The organism is Spirosoma oryzicola (assembly GCF_021233055.1).
Lineage (GTDB): Bacteria > Bacteroidota > Bacteroidia > Cytophagales > Spirosomataceae > Spirosoma > Spirosoma oryzicola.
The window spans coordinates 120289-139897 of the sequence record NZ_CP089540.1 but is presented as its reverse complement, the minus strand read 5'-3'; the positions used below and the strand labels follow the sequence as shown (position 1 = coordinate 139897).

The 19609-nt window shown below is 49.6% G+C and carries 14 protein-coding genes; 3 read left to right on the top strand and 11 right to left on the bottom strand.

Features of this window, described 5'->3' with window-relative positions:
- Positions 1–14: 14 nt before the first annotated feature.
- Positions 15–1406 carry a SusD/RagB family nutrient-binding outer membrane lipoprotein gene (locus LQ777_RS25875; protein WP_232563171.1) on the top strand — a complete coding sequence of 464 codons (1392 nt, stop codon included), beginning with the start codon at positions 15–17 and terminating at the stop codon, positions 1404–1406.
- A gap of 423 nt (positions 1407–1829) precedes the next feature.
- On the opposite strand, the gene LQ777_RS25870 is transcribed toward LQ777_RS25875, so the two are convergent.
- A complete protein-coding gene (locus LQ777_RS25870) occupies positions 1830–2732 on the bottom strand; it encodes a ClpXP adapter SpxH family protein (RefSeq protein WP_232563170.1) in 903 nt (300 codons plus the stop codon).
- Positions 2733–3159: 427 nt separating this feature from the next.
- On the opposite strand from LQ777_RS25870, the gene LQ777_RS25865 reads away from it, so the two are divergent.
- Together LQ777_RS25865 and LQ777_RS25860 are read left to right on the top strand one after the other, a co-directional pair.
- Positions 3160–3453, top strand: coding sequence for a winged helix-turn-helix transcriptional regulator (locus tag LQ777_RS25865; protein ID WP_232563169.1), 294 nt, complete (start codon positions 3160–3162; stop codon positions 3451–3453).
- A gap of 297 nt (positions 3454–3750) precedes the next feature.
- Entirely contained in the window at positions 3751–4740 is a 990-nt protein-coding gene (locus LQ777_RS25860) for an acyltransferase family protein (RefSeq protein ID WP_232563168.1), read from the top strand.
- A gap of 25 nt (positions 4741–4765) precedes the next feature.
- Here LQ777_RS25860 and LQ777_RS25855 read toward each other — a convergent pair whose 3' ends face one another.
- The 10 genes from LQ777_RS25855 to LQ777_RS25810 all read right to left on the bottom strand — a co-directional run bounded on the left by LQ777_RS25855 (position 4766) and on the right by LQ777_RS25810 (position 19604).
- Positions 4766–5845 (bottom strand): FAD:protein FMN transferase, encoded by a 1080-nt coding sequence (locus LQ777_RS25855; RefSeq protein ID WP_232563167.1) that lies wholly within the window; start codon positions 5843–5845, stop codon positions 4766–4768.
- Between the two features lie 20 nt (positions 5846–5865).
- Complete coding sequence (locus LQ777_RS25850) at positions 5866–7080, bottom strand: Gfo/Idh/MocA family protein (RefSeq protein ID WP_232563166.1); 1215 nt, start codon at positions 7078–7080, stop codon at positions 5866–5868.
- Positions 7070–8659, bottom strand: coding sequence for a beta-N-acetylhexosaminidase (locus tag LQ777_RS25845; protein WP_232563165.1), 1590 nt, complete (start codon positions 8657–8659; stop codon positions 7070–7072). Before LQ777_RS25845 ends, LQ777_RS25850 begins: the two co-directional genes overlap by 11 nt.
- Positions 8660–8676: 17 nt before the next feature.
- Positions 8677–9993 (bottom strand): sugar MFS transporter, encoded by a 1317-nt coding sequence (locus LQ777_RS25840; RefSeq protein ID WP_232563164.1) that lies wholly within the window; start codon positions 9991–9993, stop codon positions 8677–8679.
- A gap of 129 nt (positions 9994–10122) precedes the next feature.
- Positions 10123–10890, bottom strand: coding sequence for a glucosamine-6-phosphate deaminase (locus LQ777_RS25835; RefSeq protein WP_232563163.1), 768 nt, complete (start codon positions 10888–10890; stop codon positions 10123–10125).
- Between the two features lie 43 nt (positions 10891–10933).
- Positions 10934–12361: a RagB/SusD family nutrient uptake outer membrane protein gene (locus LQ777_RS25830; protein WP_232563162.1), complete on the bottom strand. Its 1428-nt coding sequence runs from the start codon at positions 12359–12361 to the stop codon at positions 10934–10936.
- A gap of 14 nt (positions 12362–12375) precedes the next feature.
- Complete coding sequence (locus LQ777_RS25825) at positions 12376–15447, bottom strand: SusC/RagA family TonB-linked outer membrane protein (protein ID WP_232563161.1); 3072 nt, start codon at positions 15445–15447, stop codon at positions 12376–12378.
- Between the two features lie 338 nt (positions 15448–15785).
- Positions 15786–16952: an acyltransferase family protein gene (locus tag LQ777_RS25820; protein WP_425276963.1), complete on the bottom strand. Its 1167-nt coding sequence runs from the start codon at positions 16950–16952 to the stop codon at positions 15786–15788.
- A 49-nt stretch (positions 16953–17001) separates the two neighbouring features.
- Positions 17002–18201 (bottom strand): N-acetylglucosamine-6-phosphate deacetylase, encoded by a 1200-nt coding sequence (nagA, locus tag LQ777_RS25815; RefSeq protein WP_232563160.1) that lies wholly within the window; start codon positions 18199–18201, stop codon positions 17002–17004.
- A gap of 35 nt (positions 18202–18236) precedes the next feature.
- Positions 18237–19604, bottom strand: coding sequence for a Gfo/Idh/MocA family protein (locus LQ777_RS25810; RefSeq protein WP_232563159.1), 1368 nt, complete (start codon positions 19602–19604; stop codon positions 18237–18239).
- Positions 19605–19609: the final 5 nt, after the last annotated feature.

Below are 19609 nucleotides of genomic sequence, written 5' to 3'. Positions count from 1 at the left end.
CAGCTCACCAAATCATGAAAAAATACAGTGTTATTGCCCTGGGAAGCCTGCTGCTGAGTCTGACGGGCTGCCAGACCTATATCGACGTCAACAAGAATCCCAACCAGCCTCTCACGGTTCAGCCCGCGTTGCTGCTGGCCCCGCTGGAGCTGGCCGTCGCCAACGAGCTGATGGCGGGTGATGCGGCCCGGTTCACCAACCACTGGACTCAGATGATTGCGTCCAACCAGCCGGCTCCCAACGAAGGAACGTATCGGCAGTTGAACGAAGAGGTTAACAACCAGTGGTGGATTAATTATACGACCTGTCTGCAAAATATGAAGGTGCTGCGTGAGCGAGCCGAAGCCGACAACAGCTACAATTACTCAGCCATTGCCGATATTCTGACCGCGTTAACACTGGGGATGACCACCGATCTGTGGGGCGACGTGCCGTACTCGCAGGCCTTTCAGGGCAGCGCCAATTTCCGGCCCGCTTACGATAAACAGGAAGACATTTACAAAAGCATCGACTCCCTGCTTGATCGAGCCATCGCCAGCATCGACAAAAAGTCTTCGCTGAAACCAAGTGGCGACGATTATTACTACGGCGGTGACATGAGCAAATGGCGCCGGGCGGCCTATACGCTCAAAGCCCGCTTTGCCATGCACCTGATCAAAGCGCCGGGTCGTACTGTAACTGCACAGGCTGATCTAGCATTGGCAGCGCTGCAAAACGGGATGACTGCCAACAGCGACGACATGAAGATGTTTTACCTCGGTGGGGCGGGTCAGCAGAACAAACAGAATCAGAACTTCCTGCCGGTATCAACGCAGATTATGTCGAAACAGGCGGTCGATACACTGGTGCTTCGGAATGATCCCCGGCTGAGTAAAATTATCGCGCCTGCTACCGAAACCGGCAAATACACGGGTCGGGCCATTGGTTTACAAGACATTGGCTCGCTGGCCTCCTATTCTATTCTGGGCGATTTCTACGGAGCCGCCAGCGCAAACCTGTATATCCTGACCTACGCCGAAGCCTTGTTCCTGAAAGCCGAAGCTACGCTCTACAAATCGGGGGCAACGGCGGCCGAACCCATCTACCAGAGCGCGGTGAAAGCCAACATGAGCGCGTTGGGCGTATCGGATACGGATGCGAGTACGTACCTGAACCGGCGGGGTAAACTCACAAGCAGCAACGCGCTTCGCCTGATCATCGAAGAGAAAGTAATTGCCAATTACCTCTCCCCCGAGAACTATACCGATTGGCGTCGGACGGGGTATCCGCTCCTGGCTAAAGTACCAAATGCGTTGTCAGACATTCCCCGCCGTTTTCTGTATCCGCGCTCCGAACTAACGACTAATCCGCAATCCGGGCAGGACGCCAAACTCACCGACCGGGTGTGGTGGGATGTAAGCAAATAACGGCCGCCGAGATAAGATTGAGACCATACACACCGTCCTGAGTAATTCAAAACCATTATTCGTTGTAGCTTACTCAGGATGGTTCGGGCGGCTACCAGGTTGCAAGAAGCCTGTTTTGAGGAAATAGTTTCACTCCACCTCAGCAGGGTAAATCGGCGAATCAATCATAAACAGCCTAGTTTTGATTTAGTCAGTATCTTTTCACAATCGTTAAAGTCGCTCTATCTCACATGTCCATCGTATCATTACGACAGACAAGTAAGATCGAGCGATTCTTTTCAAACAGTTCAGGACCATTTCAAACAAATGGTTGATTTGGTATCGTACTTACTAAACCTGGCAATAGACAATCATGGGTGCTGTACTACTAGTGAATTTGACTCACTCACCGATAGACGCACGTAAGCCTACGAGTAAACGCGTTTATTGGAGAATCCACAAGACGCCGTTCTTAGTGGTTACTTTTCTCAACTTTCCCTCATCAGTCAAGTGTTGAAGATAGCTGTCAACCTCCTGGCGCTTGCGGCCCGACAGTTCAGCGAACTCGCGGGAAGTAAGTGTATGATAGACGGAAAATAAGCTTTCCCAGTTTGGATCAATGGTAGTCTTTTTCACGGAGGGTAATTGCTTCTGAAGGGCATCTTCGTAGGCGATATACGGTTTGGAGCCGTATACTTTTTCCGGCTGACCCTGGCTATCAACAAAAAACATCGTGGGAAAGCCACGCACTCCTAACTGCTTGCCCAAGGCCAAATCTGCCTGAAAAAGCGTTTTAGCTTTACCCTGATAATCAGTCTTTAATTGTTCGAGGTCCAAGCCTACTGTTTGCGCAGCCGTTGCCAGATGCTCCCATTTGGCGATATTCTTTTTATGCAGAAAAACCATTTCGCGCATTTCCCGCAAAAAGAGTACTGCTTTGTGGGGATCCTGTAACTGAGCCGCTTTAAAAGCAATGGAAGCCGGGTAGGACGAGTCTAGTGGATCTTCTAGCCACACATCTCCGTCAATTGGCATATCATAATGCAGACTTACTTCATCCCAGTGGTGGGCCACATCGGAGGGTTTACTAATTCCACCACTATTATAACTCCAGTCGGGCAGAAGTCCGCCCATCCGGTATTCTAGCTCAATGCTTTTGCCGTACTCAAGTTTTAGCTTACGCAATTGCGGTTCTATGCCCCAGCAGGATGAGCAAATGGGATCGGTAAAGTAAATGATTTTTACGGGCGAAACGGTCTGTACGGCTACAGTGGTCGCTGAGTCCGGCATTTCACACATACCCGTTTCTATATCACACAAAAGTGGGTTTTGAATCTTATTTTCCATTGTTTTCTTCGTTACTTGGTTCAACCGATCGGCCTGTGCATTGCATTCACTGGTTAAGAAGCCAATCAGGCACAAAGACAGTAGATGCACTGTAGCCAAACGTGCTCGAATATAAAAGCTCATCCGTTTGGAATAGTTATCTCGTTTCAAAGCAGCTACGGCTTGTTTGTAGACCAAATGACTGGTATTCATTGTTTGGTATGAAAGAACTGAATGTTATTTGTCCCGCAATACGTCAGGTTGAATTTTCTGATACGGTCTGCGTTATAGCTTTGATGTCGCACTCTGCCAGTGCACCAGCCATAGTTTACCCTACTGTCGAAGCTTAATTGCTCATCATATTTTGCTGTACTGGTAATTGTCCCACAAAGTTGGTTTAGTAGTAGGCAGCAAGTCAATTAGTCAAAAAAACCTGACTATCAGAAAAATGCAAAAAGTTGGAAATAGGTGTCCAGCCGAAGAACTGTTGAAGTTGCTTTCCGGAAAGTTAAAACCGCAAATCTTTCAACTTGCGTTGAGTGGTCCCTTGCGGTTTAATTCATTACTACGCGAAATTGAAGGTGCCAATAAACAGTCCCTGGCCATTGCCCTCAAAGAGTTGGTAGATGAAGGCTATTTGGCGAAAGAAGTGATTAGCCAAAAACCTTTACATATTGAATACATGCTTTCTGACCAGGGCAAAGCGTTAATCCCTATTTTTCAGCAATTAGAGCGATTATAGCAGAATTACTCGGATCAATTCGGCAAGCACGACTTATCCTTTACGAGTCAGCTATTGGGGGAGTTCTCCATACTATTTTTTATGTAGCTCACCTCTTTACTTTCTGCTCAACTAGGTTAATCAGGCGCTTAGTCAACTGAGAGACTTCATATCAAAGACAGCTTTACTGCTTAGATTGAGTCTACCAGAAAGTGAAGCAACATCCATTAGAAAGAAACACTAAGATTTAAATGTTTACTATTTTTTAAAATAATAAATAATAGATTTACAAAAATATATACCTGAAAATACAAAATTGTGTCCGTTACCTCTAATCGGAATGCAAGCATTGACCTGTTTCGACTGCTAGCAGCTTTAATGGTCTTTGTGAACCATAGTGCGTATTCCGGTCAAGCACCTGCTCTCGCCCTGATAGGACGATGGACGGTCCCTTTCTTTTTTATGGTGAGCGGTTACTATTTTCAGCAAGCTTATACGAAGCTATCGATCAGCGCTTTTGCGAAGACAGTTAAATCTGTGTTGACCATCTATGTGTTGGCTAATTCTTTTTATCTGCTGTTTGTGGGCGTTACAGATGGCTCGATCAAGTCACTCACGACTCATTTTACGTTGGTCGTAGGCACTTATTTTCACCTCTGGTTTCTAACATCACTCTTGTTGGGTTATGGTGTGCTCTGGCTTTTTCTAGTGTGCAATAATGAAAAATACATACCACACCTGACCGGCCAGGTTATTCTGCTCATCCTTTTTCTAAACCCTTATAGTAGCCTGATCGGCTTGCCCGCGCATCCTGTTTACGCCCGTTCCCTTTTGTCGATTCCTTTTCTTTGTATTGGTTTCATGATTGCCAAGTACACGCTGGAAATAAATGTTTCACTGCGCATGGCTTGCCAGATGGTTGCTGTTGGAATAGGAATACAGCTAGTCGAAGCCTGGCTATTAACCAAAAGCTGGCAAGACACACTAAACTTCAATTTTGTACTTGGAACCCTGCTCTTTTCGGTAGGTATGTTCTTCGTAGCCCTGCAATCACGGATACCCGAAAATAATGTGCTAAGCCATTATGGCCGTCGGTACTCCATGGCTTTTTACTTGTATCACCCTGCGGTTAATTACTTGCTTTCCAAAGCGTGGTCGAAACCGGGCACGATTTCTTACTGGCTTAATCCGTTTTTATCCCTGCTGATTCTGTTTTGCCTGTTTCTCTTTCTAGATCGGATTAGCCCCCGTTGCTTTCGCCTGTTGACGGGTAATTTTCGGCGCTATGCCCTGGTCGAAAAAGTATAGCATAGTTCCAGGCACAGCGGGACCACTATCGGTTCGATTTATAAAAGCCAGCAGTCGCTGTGTCACTGACCGATCCATCCTGTTTTTGGTAGATAATGTAAGCGTTCAGCGACGGGTGGTGTTCGAGGAAAGACAAGGCTTTTGGTAAGCCCATAGACAGCAAGGCGTTATCATACCCATCGGCAGTCAACGCATCCTTGGCCAGAACCGTAACGCTGATGATTTCACTTTGCGTCGTAAAACCCGTTTTCGGATCAATGATATGAGAGAGTCGGCGGGAGCCAATTTGCCGGTATTTGCGGTAATTTCCGGATGTTGTGATACCCCCCTGATCGATTTCAATGACACGCTGAATGTCGCCCGATTCGAAATCGTTTTCGGTTGGCGTCTGAATGCCAATGGACATAACCTTGTTTTCAGGGTATTTTCGGCCTTTCACGCGTAGTTCACCGCCGACTTCTACCAGGTAGTTTCGAATGCCTTTTCTTTCGAGATAAGCCGCAATAACATCAACGCTGTAGCCCTGTGCAATACCGTTCACGTCAATCTGGGTACACGGTACAGCCTTCACCAACTGGTTTTGGACCAATCGAATTTTTCCCGAACCCACGCAAGGCAGTATGGAACGGATCGTAGCAGAGTCGGGTAATAGCGCTACTTTCTCTACGCCAAACCCCCATTTTTTAACCAGCGGATAAACCGTTATGTCAAATGCGCCATCGGTATCGTTGAAAATCTCCAGCGATCGTTTAGTTACCTTCCGCAAGTGAATGTCAACTTCGATACCCGTTGCGGACTGATTGAACCGACTGATGAGCGAAGTCGGCGAATAAATGGAAAGCGATTGGTCGAGCCGGTTGAAAATACTGTCGATTTGCCGCTGATGCACTAGTTCCCGCTGGTGGTAGTACGTAATGGAATAGCTTGTTCCCTGAGCCAGACCCGTTATTCGGAAAGGCTGTAGCGATCTATTATCCCGAAACGACGTAAAAGTCAAGCACAGCATCAACAGGCCGACGCCCGACCATAACAGGGTGTTACTACCTGGCGGTCGGCCAATAGCAGGCGAAAATTTCGCCGACTTGTTGATGGATTGTGCAGCCATGCCCTTTGAGAGAATGTGGATTAGACTGAGTACTCAGGCTTCCAGAACTGAACCGTTTCGGTATCTGCTGCCGCGTTACCCAAGTGAATGGCAATAGACCCATCACGGCCAGTCTCTACGTTCGAGAAGGGTTGTTTTTTGGTACGAATGCAGGCAAAAAAGTCCTGAAGCGCATAGGTTGTTGGTTCAAGCTTAGGTTCACCGGGTTTTCCAAAGTCCAGTTCAACGCCTTTACCCTGAGTCGTTACGGCAATGGTCGCTCCCGTCACCCCATCGACCGTACCGCGAACGTTGTTGGTTGATTCGGCGTAGATGTACGCTTTATCCCGCAGGATTTCGACAGTTGCTTTGTCGCCCAGGATCCGGATGCTATAGCCATTGTACGCGTTCGATAGAACCGACGTAACGCTGGCCTTAACGCCATTGGGATATTCATAAACGGTTCGAATATTATCGTACGTATCGCGTCCGTCTTTCCAATAGTTGATTCCGCCAACACCCACCACTTTGGCGGGATGCGCGTTCAGCATAAAATTCACCACGTCAATTTCATGCGCACACAGTTCAGACAGTGGCCCTCCGCAGTATTCCCGGTGCATCCGCCAGTTGATAGCCCGTTCCAGCTTTGGATCACTCACTGGAAATCGCCAGTTGGAGTTTCGGTTGTACTGACACTCAAAGTGGGTAATCTTGCCCAGCCAGTTCTGGTTAATCACTTCCTTCACCCGGTGGTAAAGATCATAATAGCGATACTGATACCCTACCTGAAAGATCAGATTGGCGTCGCGTACTTTCTTTACCAGATCAATCGCCTGCGGAATATCATACGTCATCGACTTCTCCAAATAGACATGCTTGCCAGCCTGAATGGCTGCCACCGCCATTGGATAGTGCAGATACAGCGGAGTAGCAATGACAACCGCATCAATGGTTTTGTCATCGAGTAGTTTTCGGTAATCCGTATACGCTTTTGCACCCTTAGCGGCCAGAGCCATGCCTTTTTGTAAGTGCTCTGGAATGGTGTCGCAGCAGGCTACGAGTTCAACGCCCGGCATGTTCCGGATAAGCGTAGCCAGCCCCGCCCCGCGAGCCCCCGTGCCAATCATGCCCAGCCGAAGGGTATCCGCTTTGGCGGTCGGTCTGGCCCAGGCTGCGGAGCCAATTGCGAGTAGACCCGTAAGGGCTGTAGCCCCCGTTTCAATAAACTGTCGGCGGGAAGTTAAATTAGTTGCCATGATTTGAAGGGAAATCGGTGGGAGTCTGACTCGTTACTCGGGCCAGGCGTTCGTACAGTAAACGGGGTTTAATTGTCCGCCAATAAACTTCTTGTTCGAGTTCAGCTGGATGGAAGTAATTTTTGTTTAAAGCGATAAACCGATTGCTGATCTTTTCGGAATCGGCGATCAGGGTTTTTAGCTTGGACAAAACAGTCGGCATCTGCGCGGTTGTAAAACTAGGCTCATTGACTTCCTTTTCGAGCGCCTGATAAGTCAGGTATTCCAGTCGAATGTCCATCATAAGGCGGTACTGTTCAAATTCTGGCTTGTTCCTGACGGGGTTTAAGTCGTGTAAGGTCTTAGCCGCCCATCGGGTGCTGTCCAATAATGCCTGGACCGTCATGGGTTTGGGGGAAGCAACCACACCTTGTTTCACTTCATAAGGAGCCGTGATCAGCGCCTGCCAGAATTGATTTGCCTGTTCTTTGGTAAACCCGTAGGTGTCTCTCGTGTATGTCTCAACAAACTGCCCGATATTTAGCGGCTGCGTCGTTTTCAGACTTTCGCCATAAGCGGCCAACAACATAGTAAAACCAGACAGGGGATAAACGTGCCGAATGGCATACAGGTCAACGATGTCGGAGCCGGACTCGAAAACAGGCGAATACAAGCCGGAAGTAGACCAGGAAGTCATCACAATACCTTTGTAACCCAGTTGCTTCGTGGTGGGAATAAAGTCACGGATATTCTTGAAATGCTTTTCCCACTGGGTCACGAAGTAGTTATCGGGACCACTTCGCAAAGCAGGGGCTCCCCAGATTTCAAACCCGGTTTCGATTAATTTGCGGGGGTCACCAAAGCGGTTCAGCGCCCAGCCGTAGTTCCAGTCTATCAAAATCGTTTCTTTGGGAAGCAGCGATAGTGATTCAGGATGTTTCAGCGCGATGTCGGCCCAGAGAACCGGACGCTTGCCCAAACTCGTAACAATGTCGCACAGCATCTTGATGTGATCGACAAACAGTTTTGACTTTCCTTCTTTGGCGGCTTTTGCCTGGCACTTGTGGCAATGACCGAGCAGATACGTTTCGTCCCCCCCAATATGAAAATAAGGAGAGTTATGCGTAGACACCAGATCACGAAAGAGATCCGTGAACAAGGCTTTATTGGCTTCGCTTTCGATGGGACATACCTGCGAGAAGTCTTTCTGATCTTCCCGTAAAGTCGTATACCGAGGGTTGCGCAGGATGTACTCTACGTGTCCGAAGCTTTGTTGCAGGGGAATCACGTCGATACCCAGACCATTGCAATACTTCACGAACGACGTCACATCCGACCGGCTGTACGCGTATCGGTTGGGAATCATCGGATGCTTCTCAAATGGGTAGGTGGCTTCCCATTCCATGATCAGGGTATTGACGCCCTGCTTTTGAAGCTTCTGGGCAAGTTCTTTAAGGGCGCTCATCGTCATGACCTGAATCCGCAGATCAAGATGAAATCCTTTCACCGTTTTAGACGAGGAGCTTTGAGCTAGTTGCTGGCTTAGACCCGGCTGGAATCCCAGCACGATGAATAGCAGGGCGAAAAAGAAATGTTTCATAATACGATAGAATCAGATTACCGCCAGCGTTTTATGGTATGGCCGTAAACGGCGTAAAAGAGCAGGTAGAGATAACAAGGTACAAGCACCCAATACGCTTCGCGAAGGGATAAAGAATCCGCAAAATAGCCGTAGACAAGCGGCATCAGAGCGTTCCCGCAAAGTCCCATGATCATCAGCGAACCGCCCGCTTTGGTAAAACGTCCCAGCCGGGCTAGCGCCAACGGCCAGATACCCGCCCAAACCAGCGAATTTGGGAGACCCAGGCTTACCAGAAACCAAAACGATAGCGGCATAGCATGCCCAAACAGGGTAAGACTACCTGATGCAAACAGGATACCAACGCTAAATAATACACCCAGCAAGGTACAGATTCGGAGCGCGTTGACCTGTCGGATGAACCGGGGAATGGTGATGATGCCAATCACGTAGCCGCAGATCGTCGCAAACAGGATGTAGGACGGAAACCCTTTGGCTTCCAGCAACGATACTCCCATCGAACTGGCGTAACCGATGACGGTATCAATCGCAATAACCTGGGAACCAACGTGAAAAAAGATGGCCAGCGCACCCAGCACCAGATGCGGGAATTGCAGCACGCTTGTCTTGTCGGAGTTGGCAACAGAAACTTCCGCGCTTTCCTGTTCCGTGTCAATCTCGGGCAGGGAGGAATAGCGGATGAATAACCCCAGACCAAACAGTACGATGCTTACGCAGGCGTAGGGGACCATTACCCGGCGAATCAACTCATCGAGCACCACGCTACGCGCTTCGGCTGTCATCAGGGGCAGTTGCTTAAACAAGGCAGCGTCCGACGAGCGCAGAATAACGGCGGCAAACAGGAGTGGCGCCACAATGCCAGCAGTCTTATTGCAAATTCCCATGATGCTGATTCGCTGGGCGGCCCGCTCGATCGGCCCTAGAATCGTTACGTACGGATTAGAGGCTGTCTGGAGCACCGCTAGTCCCGTTCCTATGGTGAAAAGACCCGTCAGAAACAGTGCGTACGTTCGCGTGTATGCAGCCGGAACAAACAGCAGCGCCCCCAGCGACATAATGAAAAACCCAACCATCATGCCCCGTTTGAAACCAACCCGTTTCAGCAGCACCGATGCGGGCATCGACATCACCAGGTAGGAGATGTAAAACGCAAAGGCAACCAGATACGACTGAAAGTGTGTTAGCTCACAGGCTATTTTGAAATAAGGGATCAGGATGGAATTGATCCACGTCACAAAACCAAACACAAAAAACATCACCCCAATGATGATAATGGGACCCGTTGTTCGCTGCACTTGGGTAGCCTTGTTATTTACTGCGTTTGTGGTAACCATAGTCGAAGGGCAGAAAAGCTGGGTTAGGCCGTTTAGGTTGACGTTTATTACGATCAGTTACTCCCGCGATTTAGCTGCGGTACGATACGGGAATGCGCGGGGGTAATTGATCGCGCGGATAAAACGTATTTACTCCGTTATAGCTCCGTATGAATCCTGATCGACATACAGGGTACAGTCAGGATGCTGACGAAGTATGGAAGCGGGACAGGCCGTTGTAATTGGCCCATTGAGCACTGCTTTCACCGCCTGATGCTTCGTTTTGCCGGGAACCACACAAAATAGGTGACGACCGGATAATAACGTCGGAATGGTCAGGGTCAGCGCTTCTTCTGGAACGTCGTCGAAGGTATCGAAGCAACCGTCATTTACCTGTTGCTGGCGGCACACATCATCGAGTTGAACGCGCTTAATCACTTCAGGATCATCAAAATCAGCTACGGGTGGATCGTTGAACGCCAAGTGCCCATTTTCTCCTATACCCAGGCAAACGATGTCGATTGGCCCTTCCTCCAGCAACTGTTTGTACCGCTGGCAGGCTTCCGTTGCGCCCGCTGAATCATCGATCAAATGGACAGTACGGGGTGATACCCGGCTAAACAACTTTGTGGTCAAGAAAGAACCAAACCGCTGGGGTGCGTCTGCGGGTAGGCCCACGTATTCGTCCATGTGAAAGGCATCAATCCGTGACCAGTCAATACCCTCGGCGGTGGCTAGATAATCCAGCATTTCGTTTTGGGAAGGGGCTGCCGCAAACACCATTCGGAGAATTGCCTGCTCGGTTTGTAGCTCTCTGATTTTAAGGGCAACATCCGCGCCGGCAGCGACACCCATTTCTTGTCTGGTTTCAAAAACGCGCACTTGCAGAGCGTCAACCTGTTCGACTGTTAATCTCATTATTTTGTTGCTAAGTAAAAAACTATCCTGGCTTTAAATTAGCCTAAAAACCAGGATTTTGTGTCAGATTAGGATTCAAGGTTATTTCGGTCTGCGGAATCGGGTAAAGCAGGTATTTATTGTCAACGGTCCGGTTGTACACCCGCTTCTGAACTTCCTTGTACCGACCCAGCCGTAGAAGATCGAACCGACGGATTCCTTCGGCGCTGAACTCCCAACCCCGCTCATCGACCAAAGCCGTAATAAAGTCTTCTTTTGAAGGAGTCGTCGTCAAACTTAGCTTGCTGATACCCGCCCTCGTCCGGACAGCATTGATACCGTCAAATTTGGCCGCATTGGCCGGATTGAGTTGATTCATGGCCTCCGATTGCATCAGCAGTACATCGGCATAGCGTAAAATCAGCGTGTTGTTGCGGGCGTTGTTTCCTTGTCTAAGCGGGTCCCGAAACTTGACGTAATACGCGTTAGCTAATGTCTGACTCCCGGCTTTTTTGGTCATCGTCCAGTTCTTACGAATGGTATCAGCAGGCGCGAACGAGTTGTAGAACCATTCCTCAACGTAAAACGCCTGATTGCCGTCTAGCGACGCAGGCAAATGCATCCGCGCCGTGATGTTACCCGCGTTGGGCGGCAAATCGAACTGAACTGAGAAAATGTGTTCAGGACCATTTTCGGTGGCGACATCGAATACGTTGGCGTAAGGCACCAGCGAATAAATTTTCGAGTTGATCACCCGGTTGGTAGCGTCGAGGGCTGACTGAGTATCCGTTGCTTCGGCAGCTGATGAAGAAGCCCGGGTCAGATACACCTTAGCCAGCAAGGAAGCGGCTGCTCCGCTGGATACGCGCCCTTTTTCAGCCGCCGTAATTTTATTTTCAGGAAGGCAGTTCGCTTCGGCAAAGGTCAGGTCATCAACGATTTGCTTGTATACATCTTTGATCGGTGTTCGGGCGGGTCGTAAATTACCATCTGCTCCGGTTGGCTTGGTCAGCAGCGGAACATCGCCGTAACTACGCACCAAATCAAAATAAGCCAGCGCCCGCAGAAAACGAGCGTTTCCTTCGATATTGGCGCGTCTGGCGGCATCCATGCTAATCGACGGCGTATTAGCAATGACATCATTCGCGCGGTTGACCATCAGGTACGAGTACGTCCACCAGTTGGCTACTTCCGGATTGGTGGACGTATACGTTAGTTCATCCAGATCAGGCCGGCCCGCCTGCGGATTTCCGACCTTCATCAGATCACCGGTCAACTCCGACAAGATCCAGAACGTACGGGCGTAGTACAATCCATTCTGCATGAGATTGAATACACCGTTCAGCGCGGTAACGGCGTCGGCCTCGCTCCGGTAAAAATTATCGGTGCTGACAAAATCGTAGGGTTCTTCCTTCAAAAAATTGTCGCAGGAAACGCCCGTCATCGCAAGCGCTCCCAACAGGAGCAACAAACCTTTTTTCGTAGTTTTCATGGGTGTCAGGTGGATTAGAGGCCAAGGCGAATACCGGCGGTGAATGTTCGGACGTTTGGATACGCGTTGAAGTCGGTGTTCAGACTGAGGTTGGAAGCTCCGAACGAGTTGACTTCCGGATCGTAGCCAGAATACTTGGTGAAGGTGAACAGGTTCTGAGCGGTAACGTAGACATTCGCCGATTTCAGGACGTTGCTGATTGAGCCTAACTTCGGTAGCGTGTAGGAAAGCGAAACGGTTTTAACGCGCAGAAAACTGCCATCTTCAACCACATCACTCGTGATACCAGTTCCACGCCGTAGAGTGCTGTTTGCCTTGGCAATGGTGTTGCTGGTACCCGGCCCGGTCCAGCGCTGCGTCTGCGACTTTAGTTTGTTGCCGTTAATATAGCCGCCCGTTTCTAGGTAATACCGGTTGAGGTTCAATATGTCGCTACCCTGAACGCCTTGCAGGAAAACGTTCAGGTTGAAATTGCCCAGCGTGAAATTGTTGGTAAGTCCGTAAATAAACTTGGGTTGCGCCCGACCAATGATGGTGCGATCCTTCGCGTCGAGTACGCCATCGCCGTTGAGATCGGCGTAGCGCGGATCGCCCGGACGAACACCCGTTCGTTTGCTGGCGCTGATTTCGTCGGGTGTTTGCCAGATACCTTCGAATACATATCCGTAAAAAGAGCCAATCGGTTCGCCTACGCGCAGAACGCTGGTTGCGCCATTGCTGGCACTCGGGAAAAGACTGCCGCTCGACGTACCGACAAAGCGTTCGTATTCGCCATTCAGGTCAAGAACTTTATTGCGGTTGGCGGAAAGGTTGGCGGCTGTTGTCCATTTGAAGCGACCCGAATTCATATTGACGCTATTGACACTCAGCTCGATCCCTTTGTTTTGCACCCCACCCGCGTTTAACAGGACTGTGCTGTAGCCCGTTGACACCGGAATCGACACGTTCAGTAGTAAGTCTCTCGTGCGTTTGTAGTAATAGTCCGCAGTAAACGTAATTCGATTGCTTAACACACTCAGGTCAACACCGAAATCCAACGAAGCGGTTGATTCCCAGCTAATACCTGGGTTCGGGATGTTGTTCGGCGATAAACCAATCACGCGTGTGCCGCCCCCCAGTGTGTAAGCGTTGTTAGTGTAGCGGGCAAACGACGAATACGATGCGATTTCCTGATTACCGGTGATGCCGTAGCTTGCCCGTAATTTCAGATCAGAAATGACGGGTACCGACTTCATAAAGGATTCGTCGATGACGCGCCAGGCGAAAGCCCCCGAGGGAAAATAGCCCCATTTGTTGTTCGGTCCGAAGCGCGATGAACCATCGGCCCGCATCGTGAACGTAAACAAGTACTTATCCAGAAAGCGGTAGTTGGCCCGGCCAAAGTAAGACATCAGGCTATTTTTGGTACGGCTTGAACTCGGTGGCAATACGTTGGCACCAATGCCGATGTTGTCGGATTCCAGCAGATTCGTGAAGAAATTACTATTCGATGCCGCGAAGTCGGTGTTGTAAAATTCCTGAAACGTCAGACCACCGAGAAGCGTGAGCGCGTGCGATTTGTTGAACTCCCGGTCGTAGGTCAAGGTATTTTCGTTAACCCAGCTGTAACGGTTTCCCGATGAGCGCGTAGCGGTGCCTTTGCTATTCGAACCGGCGTAAATATCGGACGGTACATAATACTCCAGCGACGCATAATTAAAATCCGTTCCGGCGGTACTTCTAAGCTTAAGTCCTTTGACGATCTCATAGTCAGCAAAAAAATTAAGTAGACCCCGCAGGTTGTTGTACTGATTTTTGACTTTGTTGGCGTAGGCGACAGGGTTACCGACTAGCTCCAGATAGCCCGCAGGACCATTGAGGTACGTATAAGTTCCCGCCTGATCACGAACTGGCAGTGCCGGATTAAAACGCATGGCATCCAGAATAATACCACCCATTTCCGTCGATCCGGCAGTATTGACCAACGCGCGGTTCTCTCCCGACCGGGTCAGTTGTGACGTGAAGCCAACATTGATTTTGTCGCTTATCTTTTTGTCCAGATTAAACCGAATAGAGCCTCGCTGGAAGCCCGAATTGATGACGATACCCTGCTGGTTAAAATAGTTGAAGCTCAGGTTGTAGCGGGTATCGCTGTTGCCGCCCAGGAAGTTAAGCTGGTAGTTACTGATCGGCGCTGTTCGCAGCACTTCTTTTTGCCAGTTTGTGCCTTCGCCCAATGCCGCAACCTGTTCTGGGGTGTAAGGCAGTGCTTTCGCAGAAGCGGGCGTTTCCTGATTAATCAGACCCTGAACGTCATTCAGATAGGTCGCAAACTCTCTGGCGTTCATCATATCGTACAGCTTGCTGACGGACTGAACACCGTGATACGCTTCAAAATTGATGGATGATTGTTTGCTGGACCCTTTTTTCGTCGTAACGATCACGACACCGTTGGCCCCCCGGCTTCCGTAGATAGCCGTAGCAGAAGCATCCTTCAACACTTCAATGGATTCGATATCGCTGGGGTTTATGGAATTCAGATCGCCTGCGCCCGGAAAGCCGTCAATCACAAACAGCGGTTCGTTGCCCGAGTTGATGGAGTTTGTCCCCCGGATGCGAATGCTGATGTTACCGCCCGGTTCCGCATTGGTTTGGGTGACCTGCACTCCGCTGATACGGCCCTGTAGAATCTGATCGGCCCGGGCGATGGGCAGATTCTTTACTTCCGTCTGCGAAATAGAAGCAATTGATCCGGTCAAATCCCTTTTTCGCTGCGTACCGTAACCAACCACAACAACATCACTCAACAACTGGGGCGACTCAGCAAGGGTAATGTTCAGCGTTGTCGATTGACCAACAGGCACTTCTTTAGCCAGGTAGCCGGTGTAAGAAACGACCAGCACTGCATTAGCAGGAGCATTAATCGTGAAGGTGCCTTCGGCATCGGTAACAGTACCCGTCGTACTTCCTTTTAGCAGAACCGACGCGCCTGGTAACGGAGCATTCTGCGCATCCAGCACCTTACCGGATATCCGCTTCGTTTGAGCCTCGGCTGTTATCAGGATGAGCCAGAGCATGCCTGTGATAAGTAGTTTTAGTCGAATCATAGATGTAGAATTGGTCTATATAGGTAAGGCTACGTTTACGTCTGTCTGGTTGCGGGTACGTACCCGCAACCAGACAAAAAAATAATCAGAATTGATTACGCTTTACTTTTTTATGATTTGCCACTCGCCTATTCCTTTCCAGGGACGTTGACGATCACATTCTTACTTTAGCTTGAACGGTTTCGGGTACGTACCCGAAAAGTAAAAAACAATTAAATACAATCAAATCATTGACAGAAATTTATTTTGCACATCTCTATTCAAAGAAAATTAACGAGCAATTTATGCTTGAACTAAGTACATAATATTTTTCCTGTTTGAACTTACGCTTATACAGCTTACAATCTGAGAAACCATTTCTGTTTGTACAATACATACATAAAGCTCCACAGGACCGCTATTGTGGCTATCACTAACCCTACGGCCTGAACAGGTTCAGGAAAAAAGCCTAGCATCCCGCCAAACAACGCTTTGGCGGTGTACCGAAAGTCAACGAATCCGCCGATCATATAGATGACGATGGAATTCATGCCGATAACAATAAAAAAGAAGGTCCACCGACGCCAGTGGAGAATGTCGATGATGCTATAAAAGAGCGCTAGTAACAACAAGCTAAAACCACCCGTCAGCATGACGAATGAACTCGACCAAAGAATTTTGTTGATGGGAAAAACCTGATTCCAGCCTAGCGCAACGACCAGGCATACTAAACCACTCCCTGTAAGCCACATCGCTTTTCGGGATTTGGACAATGTTTGTTCTGGTGTTCGGAGCAGATTACCCGCAAAAATTCCCAGTAAAGCGGTAGCAATAGCGGGCAATGTTGATAAGATACCCACCGGGTCATAGACTTCATTGTACATTCGGCCCGGTAATAAGGTCTTATCCAGGTACGTTGCCGGATTGCATTCAGGAGTAATCAAACCAGCTCCGCAACCGGGAACGGGCACCAACTGAATGATTAGCCAGTAACCAATGAGCAATCCGGCGAACCACACGTACTGCGATCGCCGGGACGCGTATAGATAAATTAGCTGGGCAAACATGCCCGCCAGCCCAATTCGTCCCAATACGCTTGGGTAGCGCATATGCGTCCATTCGGTTTTGAATAAGCCATTGTTGTACAAAATCCCAAGCAAAACCAGGACAATCCCACGTTGGATTACTTTTCGAATCAACTGGTTGGGACTTACTCCTTTTTCCAGTCGGCTGCCTAACGAAAAAGGAGTAGAAACGCCGGCCAGGAACAGGAACAGCGGGAAAATCAGATCATAAGCGTGGAAACCGTGCCAGTAAACATGGGTAAATTGATCAGCCACCACCAGTGCCCAACCCCAGCCCGTTACGTCGGCCAACACATGGACCAGCTTGTCGCCCCCCGCAATCCAGAACATATCGAATCCCCGCAATGTATCCAGGGATTGCAGCCGAAATGGCGCTGAGGAATCCAATGGCAGCTGGTTAGGTTCAGTCTTTGCCTGTTCAGCAGAAAGGTCGGTCAGCATCTTTTTCGGATTTAGCTAGAGAGTAAGGCATTGAACAGTATGGTATGCACTAAATGGTATGAGCAACCTGCGCTTTCGAGTAGACGATGTTTCCCCCGACAATCGTAGTATCAATCGTGATATTCTCATCGAAAACCACTACGTCTGCATCTTTACCAGCAACCAGCGACCCTTTTCTGGAATCGACGCTCATAATACGGGCGGGCGTAGTGCTGGCCATGCGAACGGCATCGAGCAATGACACGTCAGCCAGTTGAACCATGTTACGAACCAACTGATTAGCCGTAGCGATGCTCCCCGCGAACGAAGATCGGTCGGGCAGTTTCGCTACGCCGTCTTCAACCAGAACAGGTAGCCCGTTGGTCAGTGAGCCAAGAATGCTGTCTCCTTCTGGCATACCAGCCGCCCGCATAGCATCTGTGATCAACGCCGTTCGGTCTGCACCTTTAATTTTGTATACCAGTTTCAACAACGGAGGAGGCAGGTGAATACCATCGGTGATGATTTCAACGTCCATATCGAGTAGCAAAGCGCTTTCAATAGCCCCCGCGTAACGGAACGCGTTCCGGCGCGTTACGCCCGACATAGCCGAGTACAAGTGGGTAGCCAGTGTATACCCGTTCTCATACGCTTCGAGCACGTCTTCGTAAACGGCGTCGGTATGGGCAATGGCGGCTAGAATGCCTTTTTCGCGTAGTCGACGGCCAAACGAAATAGCACCATTCAGTTCAGGGGCCGCACTCCACCGGGCGATGGACGATGAATAAGCCAGTATTTCTTCGTATTCGGCGGGGTTCGGATTGCGGATGTAACGCGGGTCCTGAGCACCCCGCTGACTTAACGCAAAGTAAGGTCCCTCCAGGTGAATGCCCAGAAAATTTGCACCCTGACGGTTCTGTTGATTAGCGCGCTCGTAATTGTCCAGCGTTTTAAGCAGATCCTCTTTTTCAGCCGTTAGCGTAGTTGGTACCAGCGATGTCGTTCCGTATTGAGCGTGCAATTCAGCGATTTTCAGGAATGCCGTGTCGGTACCATCCATAAAATCGTGTCCTCCTCCCCCGTGAACGTGAATGTCAATAAAACCCGGCGCTACATAGCGTCCTTCCACATCCCGTTCGACGGCACCGGGTACGTCGACATCCCGTTCGTGAACGCCGACAATCAACCCATCCTGCATCACGACTGTTCCACCCCGGATATACCGAAAGGGTGTGATGAGCGTTCCATTTTTAAGTTTAAGATAGCCCATGCTACGGCTGATATGCGGTTGACACGATGATCCGTTTAAATCGTTGGCTCCCAACCCGATTGGTACGTCCGGCGCCAGAGTTTTTCGGCTTCTTTGTTGTTTTTGATGTGCCCGTTTGACGGGTCAATAGCGAGCATTCCGCCCGTCCGCTGCGCAATGTTACCGAGTTGACAAAGCAATGTGCTTTTATGTCCTCCGGTAATATCGGATGCTAGCGTTGCGCCTTTTTTGATGCTGTCGAAAAAGTTCTGGATATGAATGGCATCGAGCGCCTGCGATGGATTCATCCGATTTCTCGGATCAATCTGAAGATCGTTCTTGACGTCCTTCACCAGCTTGTTTTCCAGATCAAAAACTTTGTACGAATTGCCGGATTCAATCAGAAGCGAACCCGATTCGCCATAAAACATAACCCCCACGCTGGTGCCTTCAACGGTTCGGCCATTACAGCTTCGGCCTTCCCAAGTCATGGCCGTATTATTCGGAAATTCCAGATTGATGACCTGCGTATCGGGCGTTTCCCAGTCGTCTTTGTACCGATAACGGCCACCCGTTGAGGTTACCTTGGTCGGATAATCGACGCCCAGCCCCCACCGCATCAGGTCGAGCATGTGCGTACCGTTGTTGCAGGCTTCACCGGTGCCCCAGTGCCAGAACCAGTGCCAGTTGTAGTGAATAAGGTTGTCTTTGAAGGTTTGGCGCGGAGCCGGTCCCTGCCAGAGTTCGTAATCCAGCCAGGATGGTACGGCGACCGCTTTACCCGTGCCAATCGAAGCGCGGTTGTTGGTATACCAGCCTTTCGCAAAATAAGGCCGGCCAATAACGCCACCTTGAACGTCCTTGATCGCCTGGGCTACGTTGGGCCAGGATCGGCGCTGATTGCCCATCTGGACAACATTCTTATATTTTTTGACACTGGCTACCAGCAGTTCACCCTCGTGCGGATTGTGACTACACGGCTTTTCGAGGTAAACATGCTTGCCCGCTTTAGACGCCAGCAGGGCGGCTGGGGCATGCCAGTGGTCCGGCGCAGCAATAATTAAGGCATCCAGGTCTTTGTTTTCCAGCGCCTTCCTGAAATCAGGCAGATTTTTGGGCTTCGTTTGCTGAATGCCTTCAACAGTAGTCAGGCATTTGGCAGCGGCTCGCTGATCGACATCCGAAATCGAAATTACCTCACAGTTGGGTTGTAAAGCAAAGTTACTGGCTAGTGCCAGGCCCCGGCTGTTTACACCCATCATGCCCACTCGTACTTTTTCGTTGGCTCCAAGAATACGTGCATAACTTTTAGGGCTAAAGCTCGGTAGTATGCCACCCACAGCCAACGCAGTAGCGCCTGTCAAAGTACGGCTAATGAAACGTCGGCGTGCGCTGTCGAAATGAGTCTGTTCCTCATTATGCATATAAA